This is a genomic window from Pollutimonas nitritireducens (assembly GCF_002849615.1).
Lineage (GTDB): Bacteria > Pseudomonadota > Gammaproteobacteria > Burkholderiales > Burkholderiaceae_B > Pollutimonas > Pollutimonas nitritireducens.
On record NZ_PDNV01000010.1, the window covers coordinates 1 to 14,025 of the forward strand.

A 14,025-nucleotide genomic window follows, 5' to 3' on the forward strand; every position below is an offset into this window, starting at 1 on the left:
GCTGGAACGGTTGCCGCTGGCAAAAACGGTTGAAGACATCGAGGCATTACTCCCATGGAATGTGGATAGCCAACAGGTTGCCATGGATCTTGCTGCCTGAAAACCCTGTGCTTCATGGATCGCTTACTTCATGAGTTGTATTTTTATAAGCAGGTGAAAGACGGAAGACTTCAGAATAAAGTGCAGTTGATGAGCAATATCTGCCTGCGAACTCACTGTGGTTCTGTGAGAAAATTAAGCCACTCTTGCGTTTTGCCATTCTTCGGTACGGTTACACGCCATCCTCGCCCTTGTCGCAGTGCGTTGGCCAATGCCTGCGTTGCAGCAGGTTCTCCATGTACAACAAAGGTTTGCGTCGGTGGCTTGTGAAATGATCGCGCCCAGGCCAGCAGCGAAGCCTGATCTGCATGCGCTGACAGTCTATCGATGGTGTGGATGGCTGCGCGCACCGGGATATCCTCACCAAGTACCCGCACTTGCTTGGCGCCATCGACCAGACTCCGACCGAGAGTTCCCTGGGCTTGAGGGCTGACCATCAGCACACTGCACTCAGAGCGCGGCAGGTTGTGTCGCAGATGATGCTGGATACGCCCCGCATTGCACATGTCGCTGGCGGAGATGATGATGGCCCCCGAATGGATCTGGTTCAGTGTCTTGGACTCTTCAATACTTTCGGTAAAATGCAAATGTGGCCAGCCCTTGTCCCATGCGAGACGACCCGTGAGGTGCTGGCGCTGGTCGTCGAATCTCTCTATGGATTTGCGCGTGATGCGCATAACGTCGGTGGCCATCGGCGAGTCGACGAAAATCTCCGGTCGCAGTAGGCGTCCTTCACGTGTCAGGCGTTGCAGGAGATAGATCAATTCTTGTGTGTGGCCGACCGCGAAAGCCGGGATGATAACGTTCCCACCGCGCTTGAAAAGAGTCTGCTCGATAATTGCGATTATCTCGTCCTCGGTCGCTGCTAGCTCCTTGTGCCGACGATTGCCGTATGTGGACGCAATGACGAGTATATCGGCCTTGTCAATGGGCGTTGGCTGACATAAGACGGTGCGCCCAGGTTGGCCCAGATCGCCACTGAAAACAAGCTTAGTCGCAAGACCGTACTCACTGACCCAGATTTCGATGATGGCCGAACCCAGGGTATGGCCGGCATCGCGAAAACGGCAGCGGACGGCTTTGTGGGGCTCGAACTCGTGGTTGTAAGGAACGCCCCGTACCTGCGTCAGGCTTTGATGTGCATCCGGCCATGCGTAGCGCATTGGCAGCGGAGGCTGCCTCACTGGATACTCAGTCTGGTATTTGGCGTCACATTCTTGAGTGTCGGCGCTGTTGAGTAGCATTACGCCCAGCAGTTCAACTGTAGCCTCGGTAGTGTAAATGGGACCTTTGAAGCCCGCGTGAGTGAGTTTGGGCAGCAGCCCGCTATGGTCGATGTGGGCTTGGGAGAGCAGGACAAAGTCGATCTGTGACGGATCAAACGCGAAAGGTTGGTGATTGTGCGCTGTCGCCTCGCGTCCACCCCGAACCATGCCGCAGTTCACTAGAAAGCGTATTCCCGCAGCTTCCACCAAAACACAGGAGCCCGTGGCCTCGCGTGTAGTGCCGAGAAAGCTCAGTTGCATGATGTGTTCACTCTGGCTTGCGCAAAGAGCAGGTGTTCCGGCCGAACAGGCGGTAGCCTGGGCAGCGGCCAGCTAAGCCCGTAGTCAAGGGCATCAGGCCAATGAGCCCCAACCAGCGCCATGGCGTGTCGAGCCAGAACGGTAGGCTGAGCAGCGTTAATCCGATGATGATACGTGCAATACGGTCGAGTTTTCCTACGTTGATTCGCATGATGATATCTCCTTCACTGGGTAAGAAAATCAGACTACGGGCGCGTCCCAACCGCCGCCAAGCGCCTTGTAGAGCGCGACCAGTTGCACGGCGGCGGTCGTGTGAGCATGCGCGTTCGCGGTTTCGGCTTCACGCAGCACGCGTTCGGCAGCCAGCAGTTCAACTAGCGCGATGTCGCCGGCCGCATAGCGCACCTTGGCGTGATTGTGGCTGCGGCGGGTGGCCTCCAGCGTTGCTTGGCGACGGCTCAGCGTATCCAGGCCGGCGTGATAGTCGCTCAGTGCGCGTTCAGCCTCGCCAAGCGCCGTCAGTACGGCCTGTTCATAGGCCAGTGCGGCTTGTTGCCCGGTCGCTTCGCGGGCACGGATCTCGGCGCGTACCCGGCCGCCGTCAAAAAGCCGCCAGGAAATCAGGGGAAGGATGGAGAATCGCGTACTGGAGGAATTGAACCAATCGCCGGTAGCTAGTGCCTGGAAACCACCGCCGACGCCGATCGACAGCTTCGGAAACAGCTCAGCGGTGGCAACACCAATGTCAGCCGTGCTGGCTGCGAGACGTCGTTCGGCGGCCAGTATATCCGGCCTGCGGCGCAGCACATCGGCGCGTTCACCCACCGGCAAGGCCAATAAAGTAAGCGGCGCTGTGGCGGCATTCAGTAGGGCCAGTTCACGCTCCGGCGGCGCGCCCAACAGCACGCCAAGGCTTAGCACGGCAGCGCGCTGGCGGGCCTTGATGCCCGGCAGCGTGGCATGGGCGGCGGCCCACTGCGCGTAGGCCGCGTCCACGTCCGAAGTGGACGCATCGCCCAGCGCCTGGCGCTTACGCACCAGTTTGAGAGTGTGCTCCAGGGTTTCCAGCATTGCTTGCTGGGTGTGTAATTCCTGTCCGGCACCGGCGGCGGTGAACCAGGCACGGGCGACCTCGGCCACGATACGCATGCGCACTCCCTGCGCATCGGCTTCGGCTGCCTGCAGCCGGGCGCCCGCACCCTCCAGAGAGCGCTGTTTGGCACCAAACAGGTCGGCTTCCCAGGCCGCATCGAAGCCTGCGTCGTAAATCGTCTGCGTGGCCTCAAGGCCGGGCAAGGAGCCAACTGGCAAGGGGCCGTTCTCGCTTTGCCGACGTCGGTTAACACTGGCGGCCGCGCCAGCTACGGGGAGCTGCTCACCGGCGACCCGATCGCGTAGTGCGCGTGCTTCGTCGATGCGCGCTGCGGCCACGCGTAGATCGAGATTGGCGGCCAACGCGGTTTCGATCAGGCGTTCGAGCACCGGATCACCTAGCGTTGACCACCAACGTGCCAAATCGATCGGTGCCGATGTGGCTGCGACGGTCTGGCTCCAGGCATCGCCGGTGGCGACTGGTGGCGGTGCGTGATACTCGGGGCCGACCGCACAGGCCGTCAGAAATAGGCTACCCAGCAGCAGCGCGACGGGGCGCAACCGCCGGGTCGCTCGACGCAATGCAGGAGTCATGGCGGTTGGGTCAGTGTGATCGGTATGTGTCATTGCAGACGCCTTCGAACGAAAACGGTGGCCATCGTGAGCGACACCAAAGCGATAATTGTCAGCGGCCAGAGGCTGGCGAGGATGTCGCTGAGCGGTAGGGCCTTGAGAAAGCTGCCCTGTACGATGACCAGGAAATGCGTGAGTGGGATGGCCTGCGCCAGCCATTGCAACAGCGTCGGCATGTTTTCCACCGGTGTAGCGAAGCCCGACATCAGCACGGCCGGCACGCCGAAGGCGAAGGCGCCGAGAATGGCTTGCTGCTGGGTCGCGCTGACGGCGGAAATCATCAGGCCGATGCCCACCACGGAAAGGATGAACAGCACCAGGCTGAATAAGAGCAGCCAGAACGAACCGCTGAAAGGGATCTGGAACAGCACGATGGCCGCGGCGATCATCATCAAGCCAAGTAGCGTGCCGATGGCCAGTGCCGGCAGTGATTTGGAAATGATGATTTCCGGCATCGAGGTGGGTGAGACCAATAGCTGGTCGAAGGTGCCCAGCTCGCGTTCACGGGCAATCGACAGTGACGTAATGAGCAAGGCGCTGAAAAGTGCCAGAATACCGGAGAGGCCGGGCACGATAAACCAGCGGTAAATCAGGTTGGGATTGAACCAGTTGCGTACCACTACCGGCGCCGCAGACGCTGCGTCGGGGTTGACCTGGGCACCGACCTCAGCCGCAATAGCCGACAGATAGCCGACCGTGATCTGGCCTGAATTGCTGCGTCGGCCGTCGACCAGCACCTGTACCTGACCGCTGTCGCCAGCAGCAATGACACGGGAGAAATCCATAGGGATATTGAGCGCGGCAATTACTTTGCCTTGGTCGATCAAGCTGCGCAGTTCCTGGTTGTTGGCCACGTGGTAGATCTGGTTGATGAATTCGGCGCGGTCCAGGCGTGTCACCAGTTCGTGCGACCAACGGCCCGCATCCTGGTTGTGTACGGCAATATCGACATTGCGCACTTCCAGCGTGGCGGCGAAGGCGAACACCAACAGCTGCAGCAGGGGTGGCACGAATACCACCATCCGGCTGCGCGGATCGCGCAGGATGCTGAGCACTTCCTTGATGAACTGGGCGCGCAGCCGGGTGAAGGAGACGGTGCTGGATACGTGCGACATGGCGTTTATTCCAGATTCTTGCGCGTGGCGCGCTTGGCTAGCAGGAAAAAGAACATGCCCATTGCGGTCATGGCCAGCAGATTCGGCAGGAACACCGCCCAGATGTCGCCCGCCAGAAACACCGTTTTCAGGGAAGAGACGAAATAACGCGCTGGAACGAACCAGGTGAGGATCTGGATCGGCGCTGGCATGGCGTCGATTTCGTACAGGAACCCCGACAGCATGAAAGCGGGTAAAAAGCCGGAAAACAGGGCAATTTGCGCCGCCAGGAACTGGTTGCGCGTGATCGAGGAAATCAGCAAGCCCTGGCCCAGTGCGGGCACCATGAACACGGCCGAGAGCAGCAGCAGCGCGCCCAGCGATCCGCGCAGCGGCACGTCGAACACAAACACCGCCAGTGCAGCGGCGCCCAGGGTGGACAGCATGCCTAGCACGAAGTAAGGCAGCAGCTTGCCGATCAGGATTTCCACCACCGAAGCGGGGGTGGACAACACCGCCTCCATGGTACCGCGTTCCCATTCGCGCGCCACCACCAGCGCGGTGAGCATGGTGCCGATGATAGTCATGACGATGGCGATAGCACCGGGCACGAGCGAGCGGCGGCTTTCCAGCTCGGCGTTGAACCAGTAGCGCGGCTCCAGCACCACGGCGGCGGAAGGTGCTTCGGCACCGAGCCCGGCGCGCCAGGTTTGGACAACCCCTTGTGCGTAGTTGGCAACGTAGTTCGCGGTATTGGGTTGCGAACCATCGGTGATGACCTGGATCAGCGGCTGGCCGTCGCGCCTGGCCAGCCTTTGCTCAAAGTCCTGCGGGATCACCACGAATCCGCGCAGCTTGCCCGATACGACCTGCTCGGACACTTCGCGTCGATCATGTGCAAACGTTACATCCAGATAGCGGGTGCCGGCAAAAGCGGCAGCGAGCTCCTGGGCAGGCGCTGATGGCGACTCTAGCACCACGCCGATGCGCACATCGCGCACGTCCAGCGACACCGCGTAGGCAAACAGGAACAGCAATACCACCGGCAACACGAAGGCAATCAGCAGCGTGGACGGATCACGGATCGCCTGCAGACTTTCCTTGCGTACCAGAGCCCACAGGCGCTGCGGATCGAAGCGCCGCATGGCGGCGGCAGACACCTGGTCGGCGCGGCGTGGGTTGTTCACGTCGCTCATGCCGCCGCCTCGCTTCGGGCTTCGTCGGCCAGATCGGCGGACTCGACCAAATGGATGAACGCATCTTCCATGGTCGGATCGGGCCGGGCCTCGCTGACCGTATCGCGCTTGAGCGCATCGGGTGTGTCCAAGGCAATTAACCGGGCGCGGTATAGCATCGCCACCCGGTCGCAGTACTCGGCCTCGTCCATGAAGTGGGTGGTGACCATTATCGTCACGCCCTTGCGGGCGAGACCATTGATGTGGGTCCAGAATTCGCGCCGCGTGATCGGGTCAACCCCCGAGGTCGGCTCGTCCAGAAACAGCACGGGAGGGCGATGCATGACCGCGCAGGCCAGTGCCAGGCGTTGTTTGAAGCCCAATGGCAGCGAGTCGGGGGCAGCGGACAACCAAGATTCAAGATCGAAAGTAGCTATCATCTCGTCGATGCGCGCACGCCGCGTGGCGCCTTCCAGTCCGTACACGCCCGCAGAGAACTCCAGGTTTTGTCGCACCGAGAGCAAGCCATAGAGCGAGAACTTCTGCGCCATATAGCCAAGCTGGGCTTTGGCCGCGCCGGTGGCCCGACGCAGGTCCAAACCAACCACGTGCGCCTCACCATGGGTAGGCTTTAGGAGGCCACACAACATCTTGAAGGTGGTCGATTTGCCTGCGCCATTGGGGCCGAGCAGGCCGAAGATTTCGCCTTTGCGCACCTCGAAGCTGACGTTGTCGGTGGCGGTGAAATCACCGAAGCGTTTGGTCAAGTTGCGGCAGGAAACGGCAATGTCCGAATCAAGCTCCACCGGCGGCAGGCGCTCGGCCAGTGCCGACGTGCCGCCGGGGCCGCCACCCAGCAGATCGATGAAGGCATCCTCGAAGCGGGGCGGCACCGCAGCCAGGCGTGCATCGACCCGGTCGGCCAGCGTCTGGATCTGTTCGGCGTTGGACCCGGCGCGCAACACCACGCGCACGCCGGCACCCTGGATCACGCCATCGCCGATGCTGTCGAGATTCAGCGCTTCGGCCAGCACGGCACGGCGCTGCTCGCCAACGTCCTCCAGGCGAAAGCTGCGATTCTGGAGACGCCCGGTCAACCCCGCAGGCGGACCGTCGTAGGCAAGCTGCCCCTCATTGAGCAACAGCACACTGTCGCAGCGCTCGGCCTCGTCAAGATACGCGGTGGACCAGACCACAGCCATGCCCTCGTCGGTCAGCGCCTGCACCATGCGCCACAGATCCTGGCGGCTGACCGGATCGACACCGACGCTGGGCTCGTCTAGCAACAGCACTTTCGGGCGCGCCATCAGGGCGCAGGCTAGGCCCAGCTTTTGTTTCATGCCGCCGGACAGCTTTCCGGCCAGGCGATTGGTAAAGGGACCAAGGCGGGTGAAATCGAGCAGCTCGGCGAACAGGTCAGCGTGCTGGTTGGCATCCATGCCGCGCAACCGTGCATACAGACGCATGTTTTCCATCACCGACAAATCTTCGTACAGGCCAAACCGCTGCGGCATGTAGCCGCTCGCAACGTGAATGGCGTCGTTGTCGTCCACGACGTCGAAACCGGCCAGGGTGACGCGACCAACGTTTGGTGCCAGCAGGCCGGTCAGGATGCGCATCAGGGTCGTCTTGCCGGCCCCATCCGGTCCGACCAGCCCGGTCAGGCGCCCGTAGTGGATGTGGGCGCTCACGGATCGCAAGGCGTGTACGCTGCCAAAATGCTTGTCCACATTGTCGATCACGACAGCAACATCGCTGTTTGCAGGTGACGTAGGGGTGCTGGTGAGCATATCAAGAACCCTTTGCGTGCATATCGGCGGCAGTCCCGGTATCGACCTCAATGGTCACAGGCATGCCTTGGCGCAGCCCAGTGTCGGCATCGGCGTTGTCAATCACGATCCGCAAGCGGTAAACCAGGTCGGTGCGAAGATCCGTGGTCTCTACTGTCTTGGGCGTGAACTCGGCGCGCGGCGAGATGAAGCCGATCTGGCCTTGATAGACTTTGTCGGAAGAATCGTTGCGCACGCGCACACGCGTCCCGGGAGCGATGCGACCCAGATCCGGCTCTTCGACATAAGCGCGCACGTATACTGGCGCGTCAAGGCTCAGGCTATAGACCGTGCTTTGGTTGGCGATCATGCTGCCGGGTTCGCGCACACGCGCAATCACGGTGCCGTTGCTTGGCGCCAGCAATTCGGTATCGGCCAGGGCGGTGGCGGCCTGTGCCCGCGATGCGTTCGCCGCAGCCAGTTTGGCTTCGCCTGCGGCGATGTCTTCGCTACGAAAGCCTTCCCTGGCTTGCGACAGCGCCGCCTCGGCCGCCTTGACCACGGCAATCGCTTGATCTTTGGCAGCGCGCGCGGCATCGACCGTTCGTTGGCTGCTGGCGCCGGATGCGAGCAGACCGCTTTGGCGCCGATAATTGCGCTCGGTGTCACGGGCGGCAGCCAATGCCTGGTTGACTGCCTCCTGCGCCTGGGCGATTTCTTGCGGGCGCAGACCACGACGCAGCTTGTTCAGTTCCGCCTGCGCTACCTGCACCGAGGCTTCGGTGATCGCCAGCGCGTCCCGATAGGGCTGTGCCTCCAGCAACGCCATGCGAGCGCCGACGCTGACAGCATCGCCTTCATCGAATGTCATCTGTGCTACGCGTCCGGGCTGGCGAAATGCCAGTTGTACTTCGCGGATGTCGACGTTGCCGTACAGACGCAACAGGTCATGGTCAGGCGACGTACGCTGCGTCCACAACCATGCGGTGCCCGCCGCGAGTACGGCGAGGCTCATCACGATCCAGCGGACCTTGCGGGTGGGAAGTCTTTGGGGGCTCATGGGTGAATTCCGAGTCGAAAGGCTGGTTCGGTATGGTTGGGGTTTCGATGTTCCTGGGCCGCTACGCGGGCCGAATCGAGTGAACTGAGGTTCATTGCGCGGGGCTATCGGAAACAGGGGGAGCTGACAGGCGCCATACCGCAAACGCAATACCTGCCCACACGAGGGTGCGTACGCTCATTGCGATGAGCGTGCGTTGCTCCCAGGCACCGCCGAAATACACAAATACGCCAAACGCCGCAAATGTCAGCGCGGTTGCTATGGCAATGACGGTGGTCAGCACTGGCGCCCAACGTCGGCGCAGCCACAGCCCGACCCCGGCGATGACGTAGGCAAATCCCGCCAGAAAATTAAACCAGAGTACGAACGGCACATAGTTTCCGGCTGCGGCACGCGCTGCGCCGTCAAAAAACAAGACAGCGCCGCCTTCTTTGATGGTCAGCAGGCCGAAGCCCATGGCAATCAGGGAAATTACACGCATCCATATATGGCGTTGACTGTGTGCTGTCATAGTCATTGCTCCCGGTTCTTTCGAAAAGTTTGCGGATCGTCGTGGCGCTTGCGAAGCAGGTAGGTGCCTCATGTGCTGCTTTTGATGCCGCGACGGTAGATGGCAAATACCCCCGGCGCGTTACGTCGGATGCCGGCCACGTCGCCGACTAACAGGGATTGCATCACCAAGCCCTGAATGGTGCCGATGAACAGGACGGCGGCGGCATCCACATCCAGCCCCACATCCAGCTCGCCCTGCGCCTTGCCAGCTTCGAGCAGGCGGCGCAGCCGCTCGCCATAATGATGGGTCAAGGTCTGCGCCATCCGCTTGGGTAGCGTCTCACCTGGACGCTGTAATTCGCCGAAGAGCATCCTTGGCACGCCGGGGTGTTCGGACACGAAATCGACGTGTGTCATGAAGACCGCCTCAAGAGCGGCGATTGGCGATATGACGCTTTTTGCGGCCTTGTCCACTCGGGCGAGCAGGCGTTCTGTGACCCAAGTCATCACCGTCTGCAGGATGGCGTCCTTGCTTGAGAAGTGACGAAAGAGCGCGCCCTGGGTCAAGCCCATACGCTCTGCGATGGCGGTGGTGGTGATATCGCTCGGGATCTGCTCGGCCGCCAGGTTGACCACCGCCTCGACGGTGGCTGCGCGTCGTTCGTCAGCAGGAAGATGTTTAGAATGTCTGCTCATTGCTTGTATTTCCGAGAGAAAGTAATCTATTACTAGCTTATCATAAAACGTGCTGGATGGACGCAGAACTTTCCAAAAGGAAACCGCCATGAACCAAAAACCCGTCATTTTGAAAAAATGGTACAAGTCAGTTTTAAGTAAACGCAGATGTGACTCACAGTGCTTCTTATGGGACGATAAGCGTGGGGGTCGCGTTCAAGCCGCTGGATACCGCAGCCTTCATTCAATTGCGCGACGAGGCCTTGCGTTACTTCGGCGGCACGCCTGAGGAATGCGTGTACGACCAGACCAAGCTGGTGGTGCTAAGCGAACAATATCGGGAACTAACCGTCAACCAGCGTTTCCACGAATTTGCGACCACGGCGGGCTTGCGGCTCTATGCCTGCGAAGGCTACGATCCAGAGAGCAAAGGCAAAGTGGAGGCCGACGTCAAATACGTCAAGCAGGATTGCCTATACGGTGAGGAGTTTGTCAGCCAACAGGAACTACGCCAACACGTGCAGCAATGGCTGGAGACGGTGGCCAATGCGCGGGTGCATGGAACGACGGGGCGCGTGCCACGGGAACACTTCGAGCAAGAGGAACGCCAGTACTTGCGCCCGTAGCGCGATCATAGCTGGCGCCTTGTTCCTCCTTGGACACGTGCACCAGATGGCGCTCGATGACATCAGGATCCCAGCCCAGGTATTCCCGGATTATCGTGCGCGCCGTGGCCCGAAAGCCGTGGCCGGTGAATTGTTCCTGGGTGTCATAGCCCAAGGTGCGTAAGCCCGAATTAATGGTGTTTGCACTGATGTAGCGCTACTTGTCGGATCGCCGGGCCATATTGGGAAACACGGGACCAGAAGGGCCGGTGATCGGAAGGAGGTTTTCCAGAACGCGGCGTGCCTGGCGTGACAGGGGCACGATTTGGGCGGGGGTGCGATTATCGCGCTTTTGCCATTCACGTAGCTTCATATTCTCAGGCGGGCACTGCCATAGCTTTTTCTTGAGATCGATACCTTCCCAATGGGCCAGACGCAGCTGCCCAGGACGCTGGAAGACCAACGGTGCCAGGCGTAATGCGGCAATGGTGATGAAGTTGCCGTTGTAGCCACGGATGTCGCGCAGGAGTTGGCCGAGTTGTTTGGGATCGCACTTTTGAGCCAGGCGCGGGACATCAGCTCGAAGGTATTGATCTTGGCGAGCTGGACCTGCTCCTGTTGTTCTCCGCGGAGATCCTGAAGATTGATGCCCTGGGCTCGCAGCGTGTTCGCTTCCCTGGCTTTGTCGCGCGCCATGGCCAACATGACAAGGGGGTAAGAGCCAAAACCGATCTTGAACTGTTTTTTGTCGTTTTATATCGGTAGAGTCAGCCCTTGCCAGCGGCGCGGACACGCAGATAGAGGCCATCGCCGTCGACAATCAAGTATTCCTTGGCTTGTGGCGTATGCGTCCGATAAAACCATCTTGAGTCCAGGCGGCAGATCGTAGAGGATGTCGGCTCCACTAGAATTCTTGGTGGAGTAATTCATCCCAGTAGGTGGAGTAATGCATCCTAGCGAGCTTGTCGCACAAGACGGTCGGCGCCATCGTCGCCAGTTCAGCAACGAGTACAAGGCCGAGGTGGTCGCAAGCTGTCAGCAGCGTGGCGTATCGGTAGCGGCCGTGGCCCGGGCACACGATCTACATCCTAACTTGCTACGCAAGTGGGTCCAAGAGCACGAGCGCTTCGGCAGTCATGAGCCTGTGTCCGTGCCAACCGTACGCCGTGACGTGGCCGCGCAATTCATCCCTCTGCAACTGGCTCAGCCTGAAGCGCCCGGCGCTGCGGCCGAGATGGTTCAAGGCATCGCGATCGAGTTGGAACACAACGGCCTGAAGGCCTCAATCCGCTGGCCTTTATCGCAAGCCCAGCAGTGTGCCGTTTGGCTGCGCGAAGTGATGCGATGATTCGTATCGATCAGATATGGTTGGCGGTCGAGCCGATGGATATGCGCGCCGGCACCGAGACAGCCCTGGCTCGGGTGGTCAAGGTATTCGGGGCGGTGCAGCCGCATCACGCGTATCTGTTCGCCAATCGCCGAGCCAATCGTCTGAAGGTGCTGGTGCATGATGGCATGGGCGTGTGGCTGGCTGCCAGGCGGCTGCACCAAGGCGGCTTTACCTGGCCACGATCGGACGGCGCAGATCAAAAGCTAAGCGCAGAGCAATTGCAGGCGCTGGTCATCGGCTTGCCTTGGCACCGGATTGGCCCGGCGGGTGTGATCGACCTGCTGTAAATCCATTTAGGTGGATGGGTCAGTTTTACTCCGACGGCTGCTCACTTTTTACTTGGCACGCCATGAGTTGAGGCTTGCAATCGGGGCATGCGCCAATGGCGCGTCGCGTGCCGTCATGGCACACTGACCGCATGCAATTACCCGTGCCCGACCTCGACCAGATGGATGCGCCCGCCTTGAAGCAATTGCTTCAAGAGATGGAGGCCGAGCGTCAACAGATGCGGGTTGAGCACGAGCAGGCGGTGGCTGAACTGGAAGAACTGCGTGCCGAGCGCGAGGAGCTTGAGCACGAGGTGGCGGCCACCGAACAGATCCTGGTGCGCCGCGATCAGATGTTGGCCTGCCAACAAGATGAGATTCGCTTCAAAGACACCAAGATCGCGCAACTGACCCATGAGATTGCCACACTGAAGCGCTACCGCTTCGGCAAGAAAGGTGAGCAGCTGTCCGGCGTGCAAGGCACCCTCCTCGAAGAGGCTGTTGACGAAGACATTGCGGCCATCGAAACGGAGCTGGAGTTGCTGGCCGGCGTGCCTTCGGTCGCCCGTGCCAGGCGTCAGCCCAAGCGCAGGCCGATGCCCGAGCATCTGCCACGTATTGAGTACCACCACGAGCCAGAGAGCACGATGTGCCAATGCGGTTGCCAGTTGCAGCGCATTGGTGAAGACGTCAGCGAAAAGCTGGACTTCATCCCTGGCGTCTTGCGTGTTGAGCGCCACGTTCGCGGCAAGTGGGCGTGCAAACAGTGCCAGACACTGACCCAGGCTCCCGTGCCCGCGCATGTGATTGATAAGGGCCTGCCTTCTACCGGGTTGCTCGCCCATGTGCTGGTGGCCAAGTACGCCGACCACCTTCCGCTATATCGACAAGAGAAGATCTTCGAGCGCGCGGGGATGAAGCTGGCGCGTTCCACACTGGCCGACTGGGTAGGCACGAGCGGTGTGCACTTGCAACCACTGGCAGATGCCTTGCGCCAAGCGATACTTGCGCATCGCGTGGTGCATGCCGATGAGACACCGGTACAGATGCTCAAGCCTGGCACCAAAAAGACGCACCGGGCCTATCTCTGGGCGTATGCGCCAGGGGCCTTCGAGGATCTGCGTGCCGTGGTCTATGACTTTACCGAGGGACGGGCCGGCGAACATGCCCGCGCCTTCCTGGGCAACTGGAAAGGTAGCCTGGTCTGCGACGACTACTCGGGTTACAAGGCCTGCTTTACGCAAGGGATGACCGAGATTGGTTGCATGGCGCATGCACGTCGCAAATTCTTCGAACTGCACGCCTCCAACAAGAGCCAACTGGCCGAACAGGCACTGCACTATATCGGCCAGCTCTATGAGATCGAGCGTCAGGCCAAAGACCTGCCAAGCGAAGAGCGAAGGCGGCTACGCCAGGAGCAGGCCAGACCGCTGGCCAAGGCACTGCACACCTGGATGCTCGCACAGCGAGGGCGTGTGCCCGATGGCTCGGCCACGGCCAAAGCGTTGGACTACAGCTTGAAACGCTGGGCGGCACTGACGCGTTACCTGGACGATGGGCAATTGCCGATCGATAATAACCACATCGAACAGAAGATTCGGCCGATCGCCATTGGTCGCAACAATTGGCTATTCGCCGGCTCGCTGCGCGCCGGTAAACGGGCTGCTGCCATCATGACGCTCGTCCAATCGGCCAAGCTGAACGGTCATGATCCGTATGCGTACCTGAAAGACGTACTCACCCGCTTGCCTACGCAACCGGCCAGCCGGATTGGTGAGCTACTGCCGCACAACTGGTCGCCCCAAACCACTGACCAAAGATAACGGCCGCTAACGCGACCGTGTCAATGTGTGTTCCCCGAGCGCTTACCTTGTGGCGTAGCGGTGCGGATTTGTAAGTCAGTCAGGAATCCCATCGGTGTACCCCCAGAAAAAAAACTTAAGGTACACCTAGTCTAGGGTACACCTTGGGGTACGCGCAACGTTGGGATTTGCTGAAACTATGTGGAACATCATGAGTTTCAACGATATTTGGGGCTATTTGGACTTGTGTGGAACAAGCCGTTGGTGCCGCGGCCCGAATCGAACCGGCACGCCTTGCGGCGGGGGATTTTGAGTTGGCGATTTACGGTGCTTTCATAGGGAAGCGG

At 60.3% G+C, this 14,025-nt stretch carries 14 protein-coding genes and 1 pseudogene; 4 read left to right on the forward strand and 11 right to left on the reverse strand.

The window, feature by feature from the left end; translation table 11 throughout:
* Positions 1-212: 212 nt before the first annotated feature.
* From CR155_RS15370 to CR155_RS15410, 9 genes are all read right to left on the reverse strand, one after another.
* Entirely contained in the window at positions 213-1,625 is a 1,413-nt protein-coding gene (locus CR155_RS15370; RefSeq protein WP_102070931.1) for an MBL fold metallo-hydrolase RNA specificity domain-containing protein, read from the reverse strand.
* A 7-nt stretch (positions 1,626-1,632) separates the two neighbouring features.
* A complete protein-coding gene (locus tag CR155_RS15375) occupies positions 1,633-1,836 on the reverse strand; it encodes a YgaP family membrane protein (RefSeq protein WP_102070932.1) in 204 nt (67 codons plus the stop codon).
* Between the two features lie 29 nt (positions 1,837-1,865).
* Positions 1,866-3,311 carry an efflux transporter outer membrane subunit gene (locus CR155_RS15380; RefSeq protein WP_102071101.1) on the reverse strand — a complete coding sequence of 482 codons (1,446 nt, stop codon included), beginning with the start codon at positions 3,309-3,311 and terminating at the stop codon, positions 1,866-1,868.
* A gap of 29 nt (positions 3,312-3,340) precedes the next feature.
* The gene (locus CR155_RS15385) at positions 3,341-4,465 is read right to left on the reverse strand and encodes an ABC transporter permease (protein WP_102070933.1); all 1,125 of its coding nucleotides are present in this window, start codon (positions 4,463-4,465) and stop codon (positions 3,341-3,343) included.
* Between the two features lie 5 nt (positions 4,466-4,470).
* On the reverse strand, positions 4,471-5,640 hold the full coding sequence (locus tag CR155_RS15390) for an ABC transporter permease (protein ID WP_102070934.1): 1,170 nt from the start codon (positions 5,638-5,640) through the stop codon (positions 4,471-4,473).
* Positions 5,637-7,409, reverse strand: a complete 1,773-nt coding sequence (locus tag CR155_RS15395) for an ATP-binding cassette domain-containing protein (protein ID WP_102070935.1) — start codon at positions 7,407-7,409, stop codon at positions 5,637-5,639. Before CR155_RS15395 ends, CR155_RS15390 begins: the two co-directional genes overlap by 4 nt.
* Before the next feature lies 1 nt (position 7,410).
* Positions 7,411-8,448, reverse strand: a complete 1,038-nt coding sequence (gene hlyD / locus CR155_RS15400; protein WP_102070936.1) for a secretion protein HlyD — start codon at positions 8,446-8,448, stop codon at positions 7,411-7,413.
* A gap of 91 nt (positions 8,449-8,539) precedes the next feature.
* Positions 8,540-8,959 (reverse strand): hypothetical protein, encoded by a 420-nt coding sequence (locus CR155_RS15405; RefSeq protein ID WP_102070937.1) that lies wholly within the window; start codon positions 8,957-8,959, stop codon positions 8,540-8,542.
* Positions 8,960-9,027: 68 nt separating this feature from the next.
* Positions 9,028-9,636 carry a TetR/AcrR family transcriptional regulator gene (locus CR155_RS15410; RefSeq protein ID WP_102070938.1) on the reverse strand — a complete coding sequence of 203 codons (609 nt, stop codon included), beginning with the start codon at positions 9,634-9,636 and terminating at the stop codon, positions 9,028-9,030.
* A 182-nt stretch (positions 9,637-9,818) separates the two neighbouring features.
* Here CR155_RS15410 and CR155_RS15415 point away from each other — a divergent pair.
* Positions 9,819-10,238 (forward strand): annotated as a pseudogene (locus CR155_RS15415) (integrase core domain-containing protein); the annotation flags it as partial.
* Between the two features lie 199 nt (positions 10,239-10,437).
* On the opposite strand, the gene CR155_RS20815 reads toward CR155_RS15415, so the two are convergent.
* Both CR155_RS20815 and CR155_RS15420 read right to left on the reverse strand, forming a co-directional pair.
* Positions 10,438-10,593 carry a hypothetical protein gene (locus CR155_RS20815; protein WP_158238284.1) on the reverse strand — a complete coding sequence of 52 codons (156 nt, stop codon included), beginning with the start codon at positions 10,591-10,593 and terminating at the stop codon, positions 10,438-10,440.
* Positions 10,590-10,916 carry a hypothetical protein gene (locus CR155_RS15420; RefSeq protein ID WP_143705207.1) on the reverse strand — a complete coding sequence of 109 codons (327 nt, stop codon included), beginning with the start codon at positions 10,914-10,916 and terminating at the stop codon, positions 10,590-10,592. The genes CR155_RS20815 and CR155_RS15420 overlap by 4 nt, the downstream gene beginning before the upstream one ends.
* A gap of 250 nt (positions 10,917-11,166) precedes the next feature.
* On the opposite strand from CR155_RS15420, the gene CR155_RS15425 reads away from it, so the two are divergent.
* The 3 genes from CR155_RS15425 to tnpC all read left to right on the forward strand — a co-directional run bounded on the left by CR155_RS15425 (position 11,167) and on the right by tnpC (position 13,699).
* Positions 11,167-11,568, forward strand: a complete 402-nt coding sequence (locus CR155_RS15425) for a transposase (RefSeq protein ID WP_102070940.1) — start codon at positions 11,167-11,169, stop codon at positions 11,566-11,568.
* Positions 11,565-11,897, forward strand: coding sequence for an IS66 family insertion sequence element accessory protein TnpB (tnpB, locus tag CR155_RS15430; RefSeq protein WP_102070941.1), 333 nt, complete (start codon positions 11,565-11,567; stop codon positions 11,895-11,897). Before CR155_RS15425 ends, tnpB begins: the two co-directional genes overlap by 4 nt.
* 218 nt (positions 11,898-12,115) lie before the next feature.
* Entirely contained in the window at positions 12,116-13,699 is a 1,584-nt protein-coding gene (gene tnpC / locus CR155_RS15435) for an IS66 family transposase (RefSeq protein ID WP_102071102.1), read from the forward strand.
* The last annotated feature ends 326 nt before the right edge of the window (positions 13,700-14,025 follow it).